Genomic DNA, 18,996 nt, shown 5'->3' on the forward strand with positions numbered 1-18,996 from the left:
TATGAAACAGAATGGCAATGGCATCGAGGGTAACAATAAGGAGCAACGTTGTGACAGCGGCCATCATCGGACAGAGTCTTTATCGACCCGGGTATGGCCTATACCGACCTCGTTTTCTCGGAAGGACTTGACGATTGGGGAGGAAGCCGCTGTGGACCCGAAGGCGGCCGGACAAGAGCTGCGGGAGGCAGGGCAGGTGCTAGCACAGGGCGGAACGGTAGCCTTTCCGACAGAAACGGTATATGGGCTCGGTGCAGATGCTGGCAACACCGAGGCGGTGGAGCGGATCTTTGCCGCTAAGGGTCGGCCGTCGGATAATCCGTTGATCGTGCATATATCGGAGTTCTCGCAGCTGGAGGGTCTGGTGGAACATGTGAATGAAACGGAACGGGCGCTAATGGCATCATTTTGGCCAGGGCCATTGTCGCTGGTTCTGCCGGTTAAACCAGGAGCTGTGTCAACGCGTGTGACGGCGGGACTGGATACCGTTGCTGTACGGATGCCGGATCACGAAGTGGCATTGGCTCTGATTAGCGCTGCGGGCTGTCCGCTGGCTGCACCAAGCGCGAACCGCTCTGGTCGGCCAAGCCCGACGCTGGCCAGCCATGTCCTGGAGGATCTGGCCGGGGCGATCGACGGCGTGCTCGACGGCGGCCCTGCCGGGGTGGGCGTCGAGTCGACGGTGGTGCAAGTCGGCGAAGACGGCGCCGTCACGGTGCTCCGCCCGGGCGGCGTCACGGCCGAGCAGCTTGCCGCCGTTGCGGCAAGCGTGCGCCTGGACCCGGCGCTGCTTCGCGCCGCCGGGGAGGCGGAGAGCCCGGCGCCGCGCTCGCCGGGCATGAAGTACACGCACTACGCACCGAAGGGTGCGATGTGCGTGGTGCAGGGCCCGCGTGCCGACGCCGTGTCGGCACGCATTGCGGCCGAGCTTGAAGCGGCCGCCCGGCGCGGGGAGGTGACTGGCGTGCTGTCGTTCGACGAGCACATCGGTCACTACCGCGCGGACGTTGCCGTTTCGCTTGGCAGTCTGGCCGCGCCGGAGGAAGCGGCCCGCCGGCTGTACGCCGGCCTGCGCCGATTTGATGAGGAGGGCGCGACCTTCATCTTGGCTGAGGCCTGCCCCGAGCAAGGGCTTGGCGCAGCCGTGATGAACCGGCTGCTGAAAGCGGCAGGGCATCATCAGATTTATGTAAGTGGAAGTGAAAATGATGAACCCGACTATCCGGGAATAAAGTAAAGTTTTGCATCATTTATCCCTTGTCCGCATATGGTGTACAAGACCATGGGACTTGGGGGAATGGGCATGTTAGAGGCGTCTTTCCAATCCGGACAGCTTGCGGCGATTCTGCTGATGGCAGTTGCTCTCGGGCTAGACGCATTTTCGCTGGGTATTGGAGTCGGCATGAGAAGCGGCATGCGCTTGGCTCATATGGCGAGCATCAGCTTCATGATCGCGTTGTTTCATATGTTGATGCCGCTGCTCGGCTTATTCGCCGGGCGCTATGTAGGCATGCTGCTCGGTCATGTTACGGGATTTGCAGCAGGTGGACTGCTGCTTCTTCTCGGCGGTCATATGATGTATAACGCCTGGAAAGGCGGAGAAGGGCTGCTGATTCATCCTACCGCCTTCTGGGGTATGCTGTTGTTCTCACTCAGTGTCAGCATAGACTCTTTCTCGGTAGGCCTGTCGCTCGGGATGTTTGTGAATGATGTGCTGCTCATCGTGGTTTCCTTCGGTGTGGTGGGCGGTTTGCTGGCCATACTTGGTTTGCTGCTTGGCAGGCAAGTAAGCAATCGGCTGGGGGAATATGGTGAAATGCTGGGCGGACTAATTTTGGTTGTATTTGGGATCATGTTTATCTTTTAATGCCATATTTGTTACAATGACTCCAAGAATCTACTAACGGGAGGTACGGGACTGTGAAAAAAATACTGTTCGTCTGCACGGGAAATACCTGTCGCAGTCCAATGGCTGAAGGCATGCTGCGGAAGCTGGCCAAACAACGGGGTATCCCGCTGGAGGCTCAATCTGCCGGGGTTTCAGCCGTGGACGGAATGCCGGTCTCTCACCATGCGCAGGGAATCCTCCAGGATCAAGATATTCAAGAGCGCCTGGTGTCCAAGGCTTTAACAGCGAGTCTGGTAGAATGGGCAGATTTGATTCTGACATTAACCCAGTCGCATAAGCACTACGCCATCCGGCAGTTTCCGCACGCTGCAGACAAGATGCATACACTAAAAGAGTTTGTTGAGGATGATCGCAGGGTGCTGGAGGATTTACGTGAACTGGATAGCTTATACGCTTCACTGGAGCTGGCCAGATCGCTCGGACAGAATGTCAGTAACAGCGAGCGCGAGCGTCTGATCGAGCTGAGCCAGCGTATGCCAAGTTTTGATATCTCCGACCCTTTCGGGGGTTCGCGGGAGGATTATGAAGCGACGGCAGCAGAGATTCGGACGGCGCTGTTCCGTCTGCTGGACAAGCTGGAAGGTGACCGGCCTGAGTAGGATCAGGCACTATGCGAAATAGAACCAATTATGGAGATAAAAAGCCACTTGCCTTTCACTCCATATTGATTTAAGATGAAGTTGAAAAACTATGGAATCCGATGTAACTGGCGACGAAGTGGATGAAACCACGGTGGAGCATCGGACGATACGGCCGGTCGCCTGGGCAAAGAGCAATTGGAGCACAACACGTGCGCCGACTGCTCTTTTTTCGTCTTTTGCGTCCGATTTGGGTTATAATGAAACAAGCTAAAACGCAAAAGCGAACATACAAGGGGGTTTTTCATAGATGAAGATTGCATTGGGTACGGATCATGCTGGTATTCGTCTGAAAGAGGAAATTGTAGAAGTCATTCAGGGTCTTGGACACGAAGTGGAGGATCTTGGCTGCGGCTGTTCCGATTCCGTGGATTATCCCGATTATGCACTGCCGGTATGCGAGAAAGTAGTCTCCGGTGAAGCTGATCGCGGGATTCTGATCTGCGGCACGGGAATCGGCATGAGCATTGCTGCCAACAAGGTGCCGGGGATCCGGTGCGCACTGACGCATGATGTGTTCTCGGCCAAAGCGACACGCGAGCATAATGATAGCAACGTGATTGCACTGGGCGAACGTGTTGTTGGTCCCGGACTGGCTGCGGAAATCGTCAGCGCATGGCTGACAACCGATTTCAGTCATGGCGAGCGTCATGTCGGCCGTGTGAACAAGATCAAGGCCATCGAGGAACGATATCTGAAGAATTAGTCTCAGCCATAACCGCTGGGTCGCTATGGGATCGGCAGGGTCTGTGGTGCCGAAGGAAAGAAGCTTCTTCAGTGATAAAACATCGGGAGGACTGTGACATGACCGATATCTCCAAGATCTCCTTGTCTGAACAGACAGCAAGCATTGTCCGTGAACTGGTCGAAGCGGCCGTCTTGGGGCCCGGCAAAGTGCTGGTCATCGGAGCCAGTACCAGCGAAGTGGCCGGACGCCGGATCGGAACGGGAGGCGCGCTTGAAACAGCGCAGCAGCTTCTTCAGGGTATTGCCGAGGTTCAAGCGGAATATGGATTCGCTGTCGTTTATCAATGCTGCGAGCATTTGAACCGTGCGCTTGTTATGGAACGAGAACTGCTCGAGCGGCTTCGCCTGACGGAGGTGGCAGCTGTACCTATTCCGGGAGCTGGCGGCTCTATGGCCTCGGCAGCTTACCGCAGCATGACGGATCCTTGCCTTGCCGAATCCATCGAGGCCCATGCGGGAGTTGACATCGGTGAGACGCTGATCGGTATGCATCTGCGGAGAGTGGCGGTTCCGTTCAGGCCAAGCGGGCGTTACATCGGTGAGGCCCGCGTGACTGCCGCCTATACCCGGCCGAAGCTGATTGGTGGAGAGCGAGCGGTATACCGGCTGGAGCAGAAGGATGATCATGATTCCACGCTCTGCGATTGAGTCGTATGAAAGCTCATTTTTTGCAAGTCGTAAACTTGAAGTCTTGACTGTGAAACAATAATAATGATGGATTATGGGAGGATAAAAACATGATGGAACATTTGCGGAAGAATGACCCGGCTGTACTGGAAGCTATGGATTTGGAATTGAAGCGTCAGCGCAGCAATATCGAGCTGATTGCATCCGAGAACATTGTCAGCGAAGCGGTTATAGAAGCCATGGGGAGCGTACTGACAAATAAATATGCGGAAGGCTATCCTGGCAAACGCTACTACGGTGGCTGTGAGCGCGTGGACATCGTGGAAGATATCGCCCGTGACCGTGCAAAAGAATTGTTCGGAGCCGAGCATGTCAACGTTCAGCCGCACTCCGGTGCCCAAGCGAACATGGCTGTCTATTTGGCAGCACTCAAGCCTGGCGATACCGTACTCGGTATGAACCTGGCTCACGGTGGCCACTTGACGCACGGAAGTCCGGTTAATGCTTCTGGCCTGCTGTACAACTTCGTTGCCTACGGCGTGCAGGAAGATACATTCCTAATCGATTATGATGAAGTTCGCAAAGCGGCATTCAAGCATCGCCCTCGCATGATCGTAGCGGGCGCAAGCGCATATCCTCGCGTCATCGATTTTGAGAAGCTGGCTGCCATTGCAAACGACGTTGGCGCTTTGTTCATGGTCGATATGGCTCATATTGCGGGTCTCGTAGCAGCTGGTGTTCATCCAAGCCCGGTTCCGCATGCCCACTTTGTAACCACTACAACGCACAAGACCCTTCGCGGACCGCGCGGCGGCATGATTCTGTGCAAACAAGCTTGGGCACAAGCGATCGACAAAGCCGTATTCCCGGGCTCCCAGGGCGGACCGCTTATGCATGTCATTGCTTCCAAAGCTGTAGCGCTTGGCGAAGCATTGGATCCGTCTTTCAAGACTTATGCAGAGAACGTGGTGAAGAATGCAAAAGTGCTGGCTGATACGCTGATCGAGGAAGGGTTGAACATCGTTTCCGGCGGAACGGATAACCATTTGATGCTGGTTGATACGCGCAATCTGGACATCACTGGTAAAGATGCGGAGAAAGTTCTGGATTCTATCGGAATTACCGTGAATAAGAACGCCATCCCGTTTGATCCGACCAGTCCGTTCGTGACAAGTGGTATCCGTATCGGTACGCCTGCTATTACTTCCCGCGGTATGGATGAGCAAGCAATGGTAAGAATCGCGAAGATCATTGCGATGACCTTGAAGCAGCCTAAAGACGAGGCGACGCTTGCAGAAGCAAGCCGCTTGGTGGCTGAGCTCACAGATCAATACCCTCTTTATAGTGAAATGAAATATTAATCACAGCTTCGCCTGCGATTAAAGGTTATGATGAAGGGACCCCCTGGAGCAGGCGGGTTCCTTTTTTTATTGGACCCATCATTTTTTTGCTGGATGCGGCTTCTCATCTCCCGGTCAGGTTGGTTATTAGGAAGCATCAATATAGGCAGAAATGGAAAACCTAGGTTGAAGGAGATGGTGATCCGGTTGCAGGGTCAAAACTCCGGGAAATAAACATGACTACGACAGGTGTCAATTGACGAAAGGGAATGATATAATAGACAAGATTTATGGAGCTCACACATATAAACGCCCATATTGAAATCACATTTGTACTCAAAACCGGAGGGACCTGACATGGGAAAATTGGTGATTTGTGATCACCCGTTGATTCAACACAAACTTACATTTATTCGCGATATGCGTACTAACACAAAGGATTTTCGCGAATTGGTTGATGAAGTTGCGACTTTGATGGCTTATGAAATTACGCGGGAGGTTCCTCTCGAATCGATATCCGTGCAGACGCCTGTAGCGGAAACGCAGGGAAAGGTCATATCCGGCCGGATGCTGGGACTTATTCCGATCCTGCGTGCTGGTCTTGGTATGTTGGATGGAGTTGTTAAACTGCTTCCTGCAGCTAAAGTAGGACATGTTGGATTGTTTCGTGATCCTACTACGCTTCAGCCTGTCGAGTATTATACGAAGCTTCCAACAGACGTTACGGAGCGCGAATTGATCGTGATCGATCCGATGCTGGCGACGGGCGGATCCGCCATCGCTGCTATTGACGTGCTAAAAAAACGCGGCTGCACGCAGATTAAGATGATGAATCTGGTGGCTGCACCCGAAGGTGTAAAAGCTGTACATGATGCTCATCCAGATGTAGACATCTATGTCGCAGCGCTTGACGAGGGTCTGGATGACCACGGTTATATCGTACCGGGTCTTGGTGATGCAGGAGATCGGCTGTACGGAACGAAATAATTACAAGTCGATCCCTTCATTGGGATTCGAATATTACGCATGCAAAGAGGGGTATTTCAAACATGTCAAAAGTGAAAGTGATGACCATATTTGGGGTGCGCCCCGAAGCGATCAAGATGGCGCCGCTTATACTGGAACTTCAGCGTCATCCCGAGCATATTGAATCGGTCGTTTGCGTAACTGCGCAGCATCGCCAAATGCTGGATCAGGTGCTAGATGTGTTCAAGATTGTCCCGGATTACGATCTGGACGTAATGAAGGATCGCCAAACACTGAACGAAATCACCGTACGCGTCCTGGAAGGTTTGGAGCCTGTTTTGCGTGAGGTCAAGCCGGATATCGTACTGGTGCATGGAGACACGCTGACTACCTTCTTGGCCAGTTATGCAGCTTTCCTTCAGCAGATTCAAGTCGGTCATGTCGAAGCGGGCCTTCGCACCTGGAACAAGCTGAATCCTTATCCTGAAGAAATGAACCGTCAGCTAACGGGTGTGCTTGCTGATCTTCATTTTGCTCCGACGGAATGGTCTGCGAACAATTTGCGTAAGGAGAATAAGTCGGAATCTCATATCTACGTCACAGGAAATACGGCTACGGATGTGTTCCAGTATACGCTGCGTGAAGGTTATACCCATCCAGTCCTGGATTGGGCTGAAGGTAAGCGTTTGATTCTAATGACGGCTCACCGCCGGGAATCTCAAGGGGAGCCGCATCGACAAATCTTTGAAGCGGTGAAACGCATTGCAGATGAATTTGAAGACATTGCCATCGTATATCCTGTTCATCCGAGCCCTGCTGTCAAAGAGCCGGCTCATCGCATCCTGGGAAATCATCCGCGCATTAAGCTGATCGATCCCCTGGATATCGTGGATATGAACAATATCTATACTCGTACGCACTTTATCATTACCGATTCCGGCGGCATGCAGGAGGAAGCTCCTTCATTCGGCGTGCCGACATTGGTGCTCCGGGAAACGACGGAGCGTCCGGAGGGCATCGAAGCGGGTACTCTGGAGCTTGTCGGTACCCAGGAAGAGAATGTGTATGAGCGAATTAAGGCTCTATTAACCGATCAAGTGCTCTATGAAAAGATGAGCAAGGCAGCAAATCCGTATGGAGATGGACATGCTTCTGAACGAATTGTCCATGCGATTTTGCACCATTTTGGCATCCAAAAAGAGCGTCCGGAAGAATTTCACAGAATGTTCACAAACGCATAGTTTTCTTCATTCTGATTGACAAGGGCACAGCATACAGTTGAACTGTACGGTTGCCGCGGTGTTTTGTGCAATTTAAATTGCTCAAAACACCGATTCTACACGGTAAATCGATAAAATCGATTCATTGACAAACTCTTGTAATATTAAGTAAAATGAGTTGGGATTAGAGGTTCATATGAAAAATCCGAAAAGTCAAGATAACCCTTGGATGATAGCGCTGTATATTAGCGGGGCAGGCGGTTTGCTTGCCGCTTACATTCTCATCGGTTTTTTTACCGGGCGATGGCTCATGAATGTTTTGGACGGGCCCAGAGTGTGGATTGCCATCGGTACGCTTTCGGGGCTCTTTGTAGGGATTTTGAATATCGCTCTTCTCATTAAAAAGTTTTTGGGGGCGCAGGCGTGAATGATTTGACATCCATTGTGAACGCTGTATTTAGAGTATCGCTACTCTTATTGTCTGCCTTGTTTCTCGGATGGGCTCTCTATCCGGAATATCGCCCGATTTTTATGGGGATGATCATGGGCATGGCGGCGGGATTGTTTAATGTACGCTTCCTCTCCATGAAAGTGCAGCAGCTGGCGCATTTGGCTGTCAATCCAGAAGTGAAAAAGTTCAACTTCGGCTTCATTACGAGATTGTGCATCGGACTTCTGATTGTTATCTTCGCCGTAAGACTCGAGCAGGTATCACTCGGCGGTGCAATCGCCGGTCTGTTCATACCCCAATTGTTGACGATTCCTGTCAGTATTGTGTTCAGTTTGAGAAACAATCATTGATCAGCGCTAACTTGGAAAGGGGTGAAAACAATTCTATGCATGATTCACCGATTATCAAACTTGGCGGATTGAATATTGATCTTTCAGCGGTAATGATGCTCCTTGTCACCTGTGTGGTGGTATTCGTATTATGCCGGCTGGCAGTACGTAATCTTTCTGTCGAAAACCCTTCCAAACTGCAAAACTTCATGGAATGGGTAGTGGAATTTGTGCAAGGCGTCGTAGCAAGTGCGATGGATCTGAAGAAGGGGAAAGCTTACATATCATTGGGGCTTACTCTTATCTTGTTCATCTTTGTAGCCAACTTGCTGGGCTTGCCGTTCTCAGTTATCACTGACTTGCCGGAAGACTTCAAGGTCTTTGGTCAGCCAATTCAGGCTACACTCGGACTTGAACCTGGCCACTATGCTCACGTATTGTGGTGGAAGTCGCCAACAGCCGACATTTCCGTTACGGCTGGTCTTGCGATCGTTGTATTTATACTGATGAACTACCTGGGTTTGAAGCTGAATCGCAAGCATTACCTGAAGCATTACATCGAACCGTTCCCGATCTTCCTGCCGCTCAATATCATTGAGAACCTGGCAAAACCGATTGCTCTGGCAATCCGGCTTTATGCCAACATTTTTGCCGGCGAGGTTCTGATCACGGTCATTCTGAAAACCGGATTCTGGGGTATTCCATTTATGGCCGCATGGCAAGGTTTCAGTATCTTCATTGGTGCACTGCAAGCGTTTATCTTTACAATCTTGACTATGGTATACATCTCGCAAACCACGATTCATGAAGAGCATTGATCAACTCGGACGAATCCCCCGTAACACGGTGTTTTCGAAAGAGATATTATCTATATGTTTTACCAAATTTCAATTTTGAAACAATTTTAAGGAGGATATTTAACAATGGAATTTTTGGCAGCAGCTATTGCAGTAGGTCTGGGCGCCCTCGGCGCAGGTTTGGGTAACGGTATGATCGTAAGTAGAACAGTTGAGTCTATCGCTCGTCAACCAGAAGCACGTGGTCAATTGCAAACAACGATGTTTATCGGTGTTGGTATCGTAGAGGTTATTCCTTTGGCGGCTACTGTTATCGCGTTCTTGATCATGTTCACTTAATAACAATACAACGGTTTGGCGGGGAGGGCCGATGCCATCCGCGCCTTCGTTTTGTTAGGCACCGCACTTCGTGTTGATGGAAAGGAGTGACCTCAATGGCAATTTTATGGGAAAATATGGTAATCACTATTATCGCGTTTATTATTCTTTACCTTTTGCTTCAAAAGTTCGCATTCAGTAAGTTGTTCGGCATTATGGAGCAGCGTCGTGAGCTGGTAATGAGCCAGATGAACGAAGCAGCACAGACTCGTCAGCAGGCAACTGCTTATGTGGAAGAGCAGAAGAAGGCACTGGAGCAAGCACGTCAAGATGCTCACGAAATCATCGAGCGTTCCAGACAAACTAGCAACAAACAAGCAGAGCAAATTATGGAACAAGCTAAGGAAGAGGCAGTTCGCCTGAAATCCGAGGCAGTTCGTGATATCGAGAACGAGAAGAAGAAAGCTGTCGATGAGCTTCGCAACGAAATCGGCAGCGTTTCCGTGAAAATCGCTAGCAAGCTGATTGAACGGGAAGTGAAGAATGACCAAGCTCAAGAAGAACTGGTGGATCAATACCTTAAAGAGGTAGGAGGCAGACCATGAGCCAAAATACAGTAGCAGCCAAGCGGTATGCGCGGGCGCTGTTCGATGTAGCGGCTCAGCAGCAGAAGGGTCTGGAAGTGGAAGAGGAGCTGCGTGCAGTCGTGCAAGCTATTGAAGGCGATGCCGACATTCAGAAGTTCATCACCACGCCGAATATTCCCCAGTCCGTGAAGATGAACGCAATCAGCCAGGCGTTAGCAGGAAAAGTATCGCAACCGGTCTTGAACACAATTGAATTGCTTCTAGACAGAGGGCGTACAGATATGTTCGCTGAACTGCTGAACAGTTATGTGAAGATACAAGGTGCAAGCCTGGGATTGGCGGATGCCACAGTATACTCCACTTACCCGCTTAGCGATCAGGAAAAAGAACAGGTAGCTTCGGAATTTGGACAGTTGGCGCATCAGAAGATCCGTGTGTCCAATATTGTAGACGAGAGCTTGCTCGGAGGCCTGAAAGTTGTCATTGGCGACAAGCTGTATGACGGAAGTCTTTCCGGGAAGCTGGAACGTCTTGAAAAGTCTTTTAATAGACGAGCATAGTAGATAGGGGTGAAAACGTTGAGTATCAGACCTGAAGAAATCAGTACTTTAATCAAAAGTCAAATTGAAGAATATAAATCCGATATCACGGTCTCTGAAGTAGGTACGGTCATTCAAGTAAGTGACGGTATTGCTCGCGTGTACGGCCTGGAGAATGCAATGTCCGGGGAACTCCTGGAGTTCCAGAACGGTGTGTTCGGTCTGGCGCTGAACCTTGAAGAGAGCAATGTGGGTGTCGTTATCCTTGGACCTTACTCCGATATCAAGGAAGGCGATCAGGTAAAGCGTACAGGACGTATCATGGAGGTTCCTGTAGGTGAAGCTCTGCTTGGACGCGTTGTCAATCCACTGGGTCAACCACTTGACGGTAAAGGCCCGATTGAAGCGGCAGCCTACCGTCCGGTTGAGAGTAATGCACCAGGTGTTATCGACCGTAAATCGGTTCATGAGCCTATGCAAACCGGTATTAAAGCAATTGACGCGATGGTACCGATCGGCCGTGGACAGCGCGAGCTCATTATCGGTGACCGCCAAACGGGTAAAACCACGGTTGCAATCGATACCATCCTGAACCAAAAAGGCAGCGGCGTTAAATGTATCTACGTTGCTATTGGGCAAAAGCAATCGACTGTAGCACAAGTTGTTGAAACTCTTCGCCGTCACGGTGCACTGGAGTACACGATTATTGTTACGGCTTCGGCTTCTGAGCCGGCTCCATTGCAATACATCGCTCCATACGCAGGCTGCGCAATGGGCGAATACTTTATGTACAAAGGCGAGCATGCACTCATCATCTATGATGACTTGTCCAAACAAGCGGCAGCATACCGTGAGTTGTCCTTGCTCCTCCGTCGTCCTCCGGGTCGGGAAGCTTATCCGGGTGACGTGTTCTATCTGCACTCCCGCTTGCTGGAACGTGCAGCGAAGCTCAATGATGAGCTTGGTGGTGGTTCATTAACCGCACTGCCATTTATTGAAACACAGGCTTCTGACGTATCTGCTTACATTCCAACCAACGTAATTTCGATTACGGATGGACAGATCTTCCTGGAGTCCGAGCTGTTCTACTCTGGTCAACGCCCAGCGATTAACGTCGGTATTTCGGTATCCCGTGTCGGTGGTTCCGCGCAGATCAAAGCGATGAAAAAGGTTGCAGGGGGCATGAAGCTGGATCTTGCGCAATACCGTGAGCTCCAGGCGTTCTCCCAGTTCGGATCCGATCTGGACAAATCAACCTTGGCTCGCTTGAACCGTGGTGCAAGATTGATGGAAATCCTGAAACAGGGTGTAAACCAGCCGTTGTCCGTTGAACAGCAGGTGGTTAGCTTGTACGCAGCGGTTAAAGGTTATATCGATGATATCGAAGTTGCCGACGTGCGTCGTTTCGAGAGCGAATTCCTCGTGTTTATTGAGAGCAATAAACCGGAAATTCTCCAATCCATCACGGATACGAAGGATCTGACGTCCGATAACGAGAACGCTTTGAAAGCGGCAATCGATCAATTTAAGAAGGGCTTTGCCGCGTCGGTCTAAGCTCCTCAGGCAAGTAATAGGAGGGGAGCCGGGTTACGCCCGGCATCCTCTTTCATCATATGGAATGTAGCTTTGGCTGTGACCAAAGTGATGTTAACTAACAGGTTTGGCTTTGGTCCTAGCCAAAGCTTGGTCTACGTGTATGAAGTTAGCTTTGGCTCGGCCAAGGCTAGGTGTTTGCTTACGAAGTTAGCTTTGGCTTCGCCAAAAGCTAGGTTTATGCTTACGAAGTAACTTTGGCTCCGCCAAAGTTTTAAGGTGGTGAAAACATGGCAAGAGGATTACGTGATATTAAGCGGCAGATCAAGAGTGTTCAGAACACAAGGCAGATCACCAAGGCGATGGAAATGGTTGCGGCTGCTAAGCTGAGAAGAGCTCAAGAGAAGGCTACCTCTGCACTTCCCTATTCCGAGAAGTTGAAAGAGGTCGTCGGCAGTATCGCTGCTGGAACCAAGGGGATCAGCCATCCAATGCTGGAAAAACGTGAAGTGAAGAAAACCGGTTATCTGGTAATCACTTCAGACCGCGGTCTTGCTGGTGCATCGAACTCCAATATTTTGCGTAAAGTTTCGAATTTTATCGCAGAACGCCATCAATCCAAGGACGAGTATTGCCTGTTTGTGATCGGACGTAAAGGAAGGGATTACTTCCGTCGACGTGGACTTCCAGTTGTTGAGGAGCTCACGGATCTATCCGATAGCCCGACTTATGCGGATATTAAGACCATCGCTAACGCGGCGGTTCATCAATATGAGCTGGGTCAGATTGATGAGTTATACGTGTGCTATAACCAATTCGTTAACGCCTTGACTCAGCAGCAGGAGATCTCCAAGCTTCTCCCAATGGAGAACATTGGGAGCGGCGGGAACTTGACGGGTTATGAATATGAACCGTCTCCTGAAGGCGTACTTGAGGTACTGCTTCCAAAATATGCGGAAACATTGATTTTCAGTGCGATGCTGAATGCGAAAGCAAGTGAGCTCGGTGCGAAGATGACCGCTATGGGAGCAGCAACGAAGAATGCGAGCAAGATGATCAACGAGTTGAACCTCACCTATAACCGTGCTCGTCAGGCTGCTATTACGCAGGAAATTTCCGAGATTGTGGGCGGAGCGAACGCTCAGCAATAATGCACGTTGAAATTTTAAATTTAGTATTTAACGGATATGCGGCCATCATATGGACAGCCGCTTTACGATCATCGTTCATCCTTAGAGATGAGCGGGTAGGAGGGAAAACGAATCAATGAATAAAGGACGCGTTGTCAGCATTACAGGTGCTGTAGTTGACATTGAATTTGAGCGCGGTCATCTTCCTGAGATTTTTAATGCTGTCAAGATTGAAGCAACGTTGGAAGGCGGCCGCTCGGTTGATTTGACTTTGGAAGTATCCAATCATTTGGGAGATAATTTGGTTCGTTGTATCGCGATGTCATCCACGGATGGCCTTGTTCGCGGTATCGAAGCCGTGGATTTGGGCAGACCGATCACGGTACCTGTAGGTAACGCTACACTCGGTCGCGTATTTAACGTGTTGGGTGAGCCGATCGATAATGCGGGTGCTGTAGTATCCGAGGTAAATAACCCAATTCACCGTGAAGCTCCTGCTTATGACGAGCTTTCTACCCAAGCAGAAATGCTGGAAACGGGTATTAAAGTTATCGACTTGCTGGCGCCTTACCAAAAAGGTGGTAAAATCGGACTATTTGGTGGTGCCGGTGTAGGTAAAACCGTTGCAATCCAGGAATTGATCAACAATATCGCTCAAGAGCACGGCGGTATTTCCGTATTCGCCGGCGTTGGCGAGCGTACTCGTGAAGGTAATGACCTGTACCACGAGATGAGTGACTCTGGCGTTATCAGCAAAACGGCGATGGTGTTCGGTCAGATGAACGAACCTCCAGGTGCCCGTCTTCGCGTAGCGTTGACCGGTTTGACGATGGCGGAATATTTCCGTGATCAAGAAGGTAAAGACGTATTGCTCTTTATCGATAACATTTTCCGCTTTACCCAAGCGGGTTCCGAAGTATCCGCCCTCCTGGGCCGTATGCCTTCCGCGGTAGGTTATCAGCCAACGCTGGCAACTGAAATGGGACGTTTGCAGGAACGGATCACTTCTACCAAAAAAGGTTCTGTAACTTCCATTCAGGCTATCTATGTACCTGCGGATGACTATACAGACCCGGCTCCGGCAACGACGTTTGCTCACTTGGATGCAACGACGAACCTGGAACGTAAAATTTCCGAGATGGGTATCTACCCAGCGGTAGATCCGCTTGCATCCAGTTCCCGTATTTTGGCTCCGGAAATTGTGGGTGAAGAGCACTATAATGTAGCTCAGGGCGTGAAGCAAATTCTTGCACGCTACAACGAGCTTCAAGATATCATTGCCATCCTCGGTATGGATGAGCTGAGTGAGGAAGATAAAGCGATCGTTGGACGTGCTCGTCGTATTCAGCGTTTCCTTTCCCAAGCTTTCCACGTTGCCGAGCAGTTCAACGGCATTCCGGGTAAGTATGTACCGGTTAAAGAAACCGTGCGCAGCTTCAAAGAAATCTTGGAAGGCAAGTACGATCACCTTCCAGAAGCGGCTTTCTTGTTCGTAGGTACAATTGAAGAGGCAGTTGAAAAAGCAAAAACATTGTAAGCTGACGCTCCGTGATCAGCAGACCGAATCCGAGCCCGTACCGGGACGGTAAGGTCTGCTGCGCGAGTTTTCTGCGGAAAACGGTGAGGAGGGATGGAAGTGAGCACCATTTTGTTGGAAATCGTAACCCCGGACCGCCTGGTCTATTCCGAACAGGTGAACAGTGTTACGGTGCGTGGAGTTGAGGGAGAGCTGGGTATTTTGCCTGGTCATATTTCCTTCGTTACGCCGCTTCAGATAGCGCCAGTTTATGTGAAAGTCGGCAACGAGAAAACTCCGTTCGCGGTACAAGGCGGTTTTGTCGAAGTACGTAAAGATAAGATTGTCATCCTGGCGGAAAGTGCAGAGAGAGCGACTGAGATCGATTTGGAGCGTGCGGAAGCCGCGAAGGAAAGAGCTGAAACTCGCCTGCATGCAAAGGGAAGACAGGACGAAGTTGACCATCGTCGCGCGGAGTTGGCTCTGCAAAGAGCGATGAACCGGATCAAAGTGAGACATAATTAATGAATGGACATAGACAGTTTGCTGTATTCATGCAGCAAATTGTCTTTTTTCATTTACTGGTATACATAGGGTTTCAGTGATGCTGTTTCAACAACAAAGAACAAGAAGCGTCTCCAATTTAATACATAAATGGTTCGAAAATTTGAGAGAGGACCTTGTATTATGACTGCGATATCTCAGAGAAATATAATGCTTATAAGCCGATTGCGATTCTCTTAAATGTGCGAACTTCCCATTACATCTATTGGTTATTATAATAAAGTTGATGTTTAACATATAGCATCTAAGAGAGTAGGGATGTCATCCTTATGGCTATTCTACTACCGGAATAAATCTTTTCACTGGCACCAAATGTCGGTAATCGTATTATGAGGATCTGGCTGGCGGCGTGAATGCATCCGTAACCATCAATAACTTCTCAGGTGCGCTGGTATCGCTTGTCATTACGCGCATGAATGCTCCTGTCGTAATCTTATATCATTCCAGCGGAAAACAGTCCTTAACTGTCTGTAGAGCGCTTGTTGGTTGCTGCTCTCCTATCAGGCGCACTGCCTGTTTTTGTGGAATAATTCATATAGACGACCTCGGATTTCTAAAAAGTGGGGTTTAAATGTGACCTTAATATGCTAAAAGCTTTACCAGACCCTAGCTTCCGGTCCGGTATTTTTTGCAATATAATAAGTATAATTCAGAGCTTTGGGAATGAAACTATTACCAGTCTTGTGTTTCATTGGATTATGGATGTGCTAAAAACCGTATTTTTAGCTTCTGCTAATGGCGTGTTCCTGATCGTTTTTGGGCAATGTCGATAAATTTTATTATTTCCGAGGAAATGTCGGATAGAAAGTGCTGGATTCTTAGCGTCCAGCCAAGTATTATAGAAGAGTCGGTCCTAAAGTAGGACGGGCGAATTCACGAAGGAGGAGGGAGCATGAATCAGGATCTATCTAATTCATTCGGTGCGGTCGGTGTGAATGGATTGTTATCGATTGTCGTTTCGTTGTTTTGTATTGCACTGGCTTGGTGGGCATTACAACAAGTGAAGCTGGATTTGATTGTCCGTCACCCGAAGGGGCCGCAGGGAAAGTTGTTACACCTGCTGCTAGCTGTAGTGCTCGGGCGATTCGTGGCTGAATTCCTAATTGACTATATTACATGGAGTCAAATGATCCGATATATGTTTTAGGGCGGGAAGAGCGTCATACATAACATTAGAATGTTTTCAAAGGTTCTTTTCGAATTTGATTGTATGATGATGTTGCGTTTACTGATTTTAAACTCGTCTGTTTTAAGTGCGTTTTGAATGGTTATATCTCTGTTAGATTGCTTGAAGAGAACATGTCGAATAAACACATTTTATTATGTTAACACTTAACTTAATAAGAATTTGATCGGTCGGACCGTATGACTTCCGGACTATAAAGTTCACCCGGTAATTGTTATGCATTGACAAGTGTTGATCGGTCATGGTAACTTTCGTAGGTCCATACTGCGGATAACAGATGCTTCGTAAAGCAGTATGATGAGTATCTGATTACAGATGCTGTTTCATCGAATCAGGTGTCATAAATAGTTCGAAAATCGCTTGTTTAGCTGAAAACCCTAATGGTAAGATGAAAGTTAGGGAATTAGCAACAATCTATTACTAAACATGAAATTAGGAAAATTATGGACGCGGAGGGAAACCATGATGAGCAAATTTATCGTCCGCGGTGGCAAAAGACTGACCGGAAGCGTCAAAGTCAGCGGAGCAAAAAATTCAGTTCTTCCGATCATCGCTGCCTCTCTCTTAGGGGAAGTTGGGGAAAGTGTTATTATTGACGCGCCTCCTCTTGACGATGTAATTACAATTAGTAAAGTATTGGAATCGCTTGGTGCAGGCATTACATATCAAGATGAAGTGATACGTGTAAATGCAGAGCACATAACGACATGTGAAGCGCCTTATGAATGGGTGCGGAAGATGCGAGCGTCTTTTTTGGTCATGGGCCCTTTATTGGCACGCTGTGGACGTACCCGGATATCGCTGCCCGGGGGATGCGCGATCGGCACAAGACCGATTGATCAACACCTTAAAGGATTTGAAGCGCTCGGGGCTGAGATTAGTCTCGGACAAGGATATATTGAAGCAAAGAGTAATGGCAGATTACGCGGAGCGAAGGTCTACTTGGACGTAGCCAGCGTAGGTGCTACTGAAAATATTATGATGGCTGCTACATTGGCAGAGGGAGTTACCGTTATCGAAAATGCGGCGAAGGAGCCGGAAATTGTCGATTTAGCGAATTACCTGAATGCGATGGGCGCCAAAGTTCGCGGTGCGGGTACGGGTGTTATTCGTATTGAAGGCGTTGAGAAAATGCATGGTGTCCAGCATAATGTCATTCCAGACCGGATCGAAGCAGGTACCTTCATGGCAGCTGCTGCTATCACTGGCGGGGATGTTTATGTGGAAGGAGCCATTGCCGATCATCTTGGACCTGTCATTTCCAAAATGGAGGAGATGGGGATCACGATTGAACCGGACGAGAATGGAATCCGCGTCATCGCTGATAGACCATTAAAGTCGGTTGATGTGAAAACCCTGCCTTACCCTGGCTTCCCGACTGACATGCAGTCCCAGATGATGGCGCTGCTGCTGGTCTCCGAAGGTACAAGTGTAGTTACGGAAACCGTATTCGAGAACCGCTTCATGCATGTGGATGAGTTCCAGTTGATGAATGCCGAAATTAAGGTTGAAGGGCGCTCAGCCATCGTTACAGGTGGTGCTAAGCTTAAGGGCGCCAAAGTTACGGCAACCGATCTTCGAGCCGGAGCTGCTTTGATACTGGCTGGACTCGTATCAGAGGGGACAACGGAAGTGGGAGGCGTTCAGCATATCGATCGCGGATATGTTCATTTGGCTGAGAAGCTGTCTGGACTTGGCGCGGACATCTGGCGCATCTCGACGGAGGAACCAAGCACGGAGAAGGCTCCGAAGAAAGTGGCAAACGAATTGGAAGAGACCAAACTTTTCAAAGTCCAACCAACTTGGGCGTAATAACCATCTTGGATGATGAGCTCATCCGAGTGTAATAGAGTGAAGAAGAAGAGGCTTGGCCCGTGAGGGCGAGCCTCTTCTTCTTTTTTCTGATTCTTCTTAAGTGCTGGGTTTCTTATTATTTCTCATCCTAACCTTTTATCTAAGACCGATGGTAAGTCAGGACAGTACCCGATGGATTATCTCTTAGGTTGTACAAGTTTTGCTTGGATTCCATTTCCAATCTTTCTCTTAGAACAGTTCTATCAATTGTTCGTATCTCATAAGTATCAGTAGAGGCTTAAGAAAGATGCGAGGAGAAGGAGAGAAACAGAAGAGGCATATACCAGGGGAACAGGCACAGGAGGGAAATGTAAATGAAAGATTCGAAGGTTCGGGTGAATATGGGCAGCGTAGGCAATACGCGAACGAGAAATCCAGACCAAACGCCAAAAACAGAAAAGGTAGAGCCGTATCAGAAGCCATCCAAAGACGATGCTGCTCCCATACTAAAGTGGGAATTTCCTGGAGCGCCCCAGCAGAAAGCTGAATCGGCGGAAAAACATAGACAGCTATCGATGTCGGATAGAAATCGATACAGCATGGAGGACGGGCCGCGTGGGCACCGCGGCGCGGGGGAAGGGCCGGACGCCTATGGCGAGTCCGGCCACGGCACGCGGGCGGCATCTGCGCCGCCGCCCGAACGACCGGCTGGCGCGCGTGCGCACAGCGCCGCGCCAGGCCCCAGCGGGCCAGCGGCTATGCCGCAGGGCCCGCAGCCCGCGCCCGAGCCGCAGCGCTACACGCC

20 protein-coding genes, 1 pseudogene and 1 riboswitch are annotated in these 18,996 nt (G+C 49.7%); all 21 genes and pseudogenes read left to right on the top strand.

The features are described from left to right. The first annotated feature begins 1 nt into the window (after position 1). Entirely contained in the window at positions 2-1,237 is a 1,236-nt protein-coding gene (locus ABEQ74_RS10490) for an L-threonylcarbamoyladenylate synthase (RefSeq protein WP_430122121.1), read from the top strand. 66 nt (positions 1,238-1,303) lie between these two features. Continuing rightward, positions 1,304-1,867, top strand: a complete 564-nt coding sequence (locus ABEQ74_RS10495) for a manganese efflux pump MntP family protein (RefSeq protein WP_430122122.1) — start codon at positions 1,304-1,306, stop codon at positions 1,865-1,867. Positions 1,868-1,920: 53 nt separating this feature from the next. Continuing rightward, positions 1,921-2,508 (top strand): low molecular weight protein arginine phosphatase, encoded by a 588-nt coding sequence (locus tag ABEQ74_RS10500; protein ID WP_430122123.1) that lies wholly within the window; start codon positions 1,921-1,923, stop codon positions 2,506-2,508. A 93-nt stretch (positions 2,509-2,601) separates the two neighbouring features. Then, positions 2,602-2,683: riboswitch (ZMP/ZTP riboswitch) on the top strand. Between the two features lie 114 nt (positions 2,684-2,797). Beyond that, complete coding sequence (rpiB, locus tag ABEQ74_RS10505) at positions 2,798-3,253, top strand: ribose 5-phosphate isomerase B (RefSeq protein WP_430122124.1); 456 nt, start codon at positions 2,798-2,800, stop codon at positions 3,251-3,253. A 98-nt stretch (positions 3,254-3,351) separates the two neighbouring features. Beyond that, positions 3,352-3,942, top strand: coding sequence for a TIGR01440 family protein (locus ABEQ74_RS10510; protein ID WP_430122125.1), 591 nt, complete (start codon positions 3,352-3,354; stop codon positions 3,940-3,942). Between the two features lie 89 nt (positions 3,943-4,031). Beyond that, positions 4,032-5,282 carry a serine hydroxymethyltransferase gene (glyA, locus tag ABEQ74_RS10515; protein ID WP_430122126.1) on the top strand — a complete coding sequence of 417 codons (1,251 nt, stop codon included), beginning with the start codon at positions 4,032-4,034 and terminating at the stop codon, positions 5,280-5,282. 336 nt (positions 5,283-5,618) lie between these two features. Continuing rightward, positions 5,619-6,248: a uracil phosphoribosyltransferase gene (upp, locus tag ABEQ74_RS10520; protein ID WP_430122127.1), complete on the top strand. Its 630-nt coding sequence runs from the start codon at positions 5,619-5,621 to the stop codon at positions 6,246-6,248. A gap of 62 nt (positions 6,249-6,310) precedes the next feature. Further along, positions 6,311-7,468: a non-hydrolyzing UDP-N-acetylglucosamine 2-epimerase gene (gene wecB / locus ABEQ74_RS10525; protein WP_430122128.1), complete on the top strand. Its 1,158-nt coding sequence runs from the start codon at positions 6,311-6,313 to the stop codon at positions 7,466-7,468. 175 nt (positions 7,469-7,643) lie between these two features. Then, positions 7,644-7,874, top strand: a complete 231-nt coding sequence (locus ABEQ74_RS10530) for an AtpZ/AtpI family protein (protein WP_430122129.1) — start codon at positions 7,644-7,646, stop codon at positions 7,872-7,874. Then, positions 7,871-8,248 carry an ATP synthase subunit I gene (locus ABEQ74_RS10535; RefSeq protein ID WP_430122130.1) on the top strand — a complete coding sequence of 126 codons (378 nt, stop codon included), beginning with the start codon at positions 7,871-7,873 and terminating at the stop codon, positions 8,246-8,248. Before ABEQ74_RS10530 ends, ABEQ74_RS10535 begins: the two co-directional genes overlap by 4 nt. A gap of 35 nt (positions 8,249-8,283) precedes the next feature. After that, positions 8,284-9,045 carry a F0F1 ATP synthase subunit A gene (gene atpB, locus ABEQ74_RS10540; RefSeq protein ID WP_430122131.1) on the top strand — a complete coding sequence of 254 codons (762 nt, stop codon included), beginning with the start codon at positions 8,284-8,286 and terminating at the stop codon, positions 9,043-9,045. Between the two features lie 105 nt (positions 9,046-9,150). Next, complete coding sequence (gene atpE, locus ABEQ74_RS10545; RefSeq protein WP_422658615.1) at positions 9,151-9,363, top strand: F0F1 ATP synthase subunit C; 213 nt, start codon at positions 9,151-9,153, stop codon at positions 9,361-9,363. A gap of 95 nt (positions 9,364-9,458) precedes the next feature. Next, positions 9,459-9,947 carry a F0F1 ATP synthase subunit B gene (atpF, locus tag ABEQ74_RS10550; protein ID WP_430122132.1) on the top strand — a complete coding sequence of 163 codons (489 nt, stop codon included), beginning with the start codon at positions 9,459-9,461 and terminating at the stop codon, positions 9,945-9,947. Next, positions 9,944-10,489 (top strand): F0F1 ATP synthase subunit delta, encoded by a 546-nt coding sequence (locus ABEQ74_RS10555; RefSeq protein ID WP_430122134.1) that lies wholly within the window; start codon positions 9,944-9,946, stop codon positions 10,487-10,489. Before atpF ends, ABEQ74_RS10555 begins: the two co-directional genes overlap by 4 nt. 18 nt (positions 10,490-10,507) lie before the next feature. Continuing rightward, entirely contained in the window at positions 10,508-12,022 is a 1,515-nt protein-coding gene (gene atpA, locus ABEQ74_RS10560; RefSeq protein WP_430122135.1) for a F0F1 ATP synthase subunit alpha, read from the top strand. Positions 12,023-12,291: 269 nt separating this feature from the next. Beyond that, positions 12,292-13,152: an ATP synthase F1 subunit gamma gene (gene atpG, locus ABEQ74_RS10565; RefSeq protein WP_430122136.1), complete on the top strand. Its 861-nt coding sequence runs from the start codon at positions 12,292-12,294 to the stop codon at positions 13,150-13,152. Between the two features lie 115 nt (positions 13,153-13,267). Next, entirely contained in the window at positions 13,268-14,668 is a 1,401-nt protein-coding gene (gene atpD / locus ABEQ74_RS10570; RefSeq protein WP_430122137.1) for a F0F1 ATP synthase subunit beta, read from the top strand. Positions 14,669-14,767: 99 nt separating this feature from the next. After that, the gene (locus ABEQ74_RS10575; RefSeq protein WP_053491152.1) at positions 14,768-15,172 is read left to right on the top strand and encodes a F0F1 ATP synthase subunit epsilon; all 405 of its coding nucleotides are present in this window, start codon (positions 14,768-14,770) and stop codon (positions 15,170-15,172) included. A gap of 931 nt (positions 15,173-16,103) precedes the next feature. Further along, positions 16,104-16,358, top strand: coding sequence for a DUF1146 family protein (locus ABEQ74_RS10580; RefSeq protein ID WP_430122138.1), 255 nt, complete (start codon positions 16,104-16,106; stop codon positions 16,356-16,358). 504 nt (positions 16,359-16,862) lie between these two features. Continuing rightward, on the top strand, positions 16,863-18,209 hold the full coding sequence (gene murA, locus ABEQ74_RS10585) for a UDP-N-acetylglucosamine 1-carboxyvinyltransferase (RefSeq protein ID WP_430122156.1): 1,347 nt from the start codon (positions 16,863-16,865) through the stop codon (positions 18,207-18,209). Positions 18,210-18,565: 356 nt separating this feature from the next. Continuing rightward, positions 18,566-18,996 (top strand): annotated as a pseudogene (locus tag ABEQ74_RS10590) (hypothetical protein); the annotation flags it as partial.

This window comes from Paenibacillus solani, from assembly GCF_050475945.1.
Taxonomy (GTDB): Bacteria; Bacillota; Bacilli; order Paenibacillales; family Paenibacillaceae; genus Paenibacillus_AQ; species Paenibacillus_AQ solani_A.

Excerpts from the sequence above, each read along its gene's own strand:
- glyA (WP_430122126.1), top strand. The coding sequence starts at position 4,032 with ATGATGGAACATTTGCGGAAGAATGACCCGGCTGTACTGGAAGCTATG.
- rpiB (WP_430122124.1), top strand. The coding sequence starts at position 2,798 with ATGAAGATTGCATTGGGTACGGATCATGCTGGTATTCGTCTGAAAGAG.
- ABEQ74_RS10510 (WP_430122125.1), top strand. The coding sequence starts at position 3,352 with ATGACCGATATCTCCAAGATCTCCTTGTCTGAACAGACAGCAAGCATT.
- ABEQ74_RS10495 (WP_430122122.1), top strand. The coding sequence starts at position 1,304 with ATGTTAGAGGCGTCTTTCCAATCCGGACAGCTTGCGGCGATTCTGCTG.
- ABEQ74_RS10580 (WP_430122138.1), top strand. The coding sequence starts at position 16,104 with ATGAATCAGGATCTATCTAATTCATTCGGTGCGGTCGGTGTGAATGGA.
- atpF (WP_430122132.1), top strand. The coding sequence starts at position 9,459 with ATGGCAATTTTATGGGAAAATATGGTAATCACTATTATCGCGTTTATT.
- wecB (WP_430122128.1), top strand. The coding sequence starts at position 6,311 with ATGTCAAAAGTGAAAGTGATGACCATATTTGGGGTGCGCCCCGAAGCG.
- ABEQ74_RS10490 (WP_430122121.1), top strand. The coding sequence starts at position 2 with ATGAAACAGAATGGCAATGGCATCGAGGGTAACAATAAGGAGCAACGT.
- atpD (WP_430122137.1), top strand. The coding sequence starts at position 13,268 with ATGAATAAAGGACGCGTTGTCAGCATTACAGGTGCTGTAGTTGACATT.
- upp (WP_430122127.1), top strand. The coding sequence starts at position 5,619 with ATGGGAAAATTGGTGATTTGTGATCACCCGTTGATTCAACACAAACTT.
- atpE (WP_422658615.1), top strand. The coding sequence starts at position 9,151 with ATGGAATTTTTGGCAGCAGCTATTGCAGTAGGTCTGGGCGCCCTCGGC.
- ABEQ74_RS10530 (WP_430122129.1), top strand. The coding sequence starts at position 7,644 with ATGAAAAATCCGAAAAGTCAAGATAACCCTTGGATGATAGCGCTGTAT.
- murA (WP_430122156.1), top strand. The coding sequence starts at position 16,863 with ATGAGCAAATTTATCGTCCGCGGTGGCAAAAGACTGACCGGAAGCGTC.
- atpB (WP_430122131.1), top strand. The coding sequence starts at position 8,284 with ATGCATGATTCACCGATTATCAAACTTGGCGGATTGAATATTGATCTT.
- ABEQ74_RS10555 (WP_430122134.1), top strand. The coding sequence starts at position 9,944 with ATGAGCCAAAATACAGTAGCAGCCAAGCGGTATGCGCGGGCGCTGTTC.
- atpG (WP_430122136.1), top strand. The coding sequence starts at position 12,292 with ATGGCAAGAGGATTACGTGATATTAAGCGGCAGATCAAGAGTGTTCAG.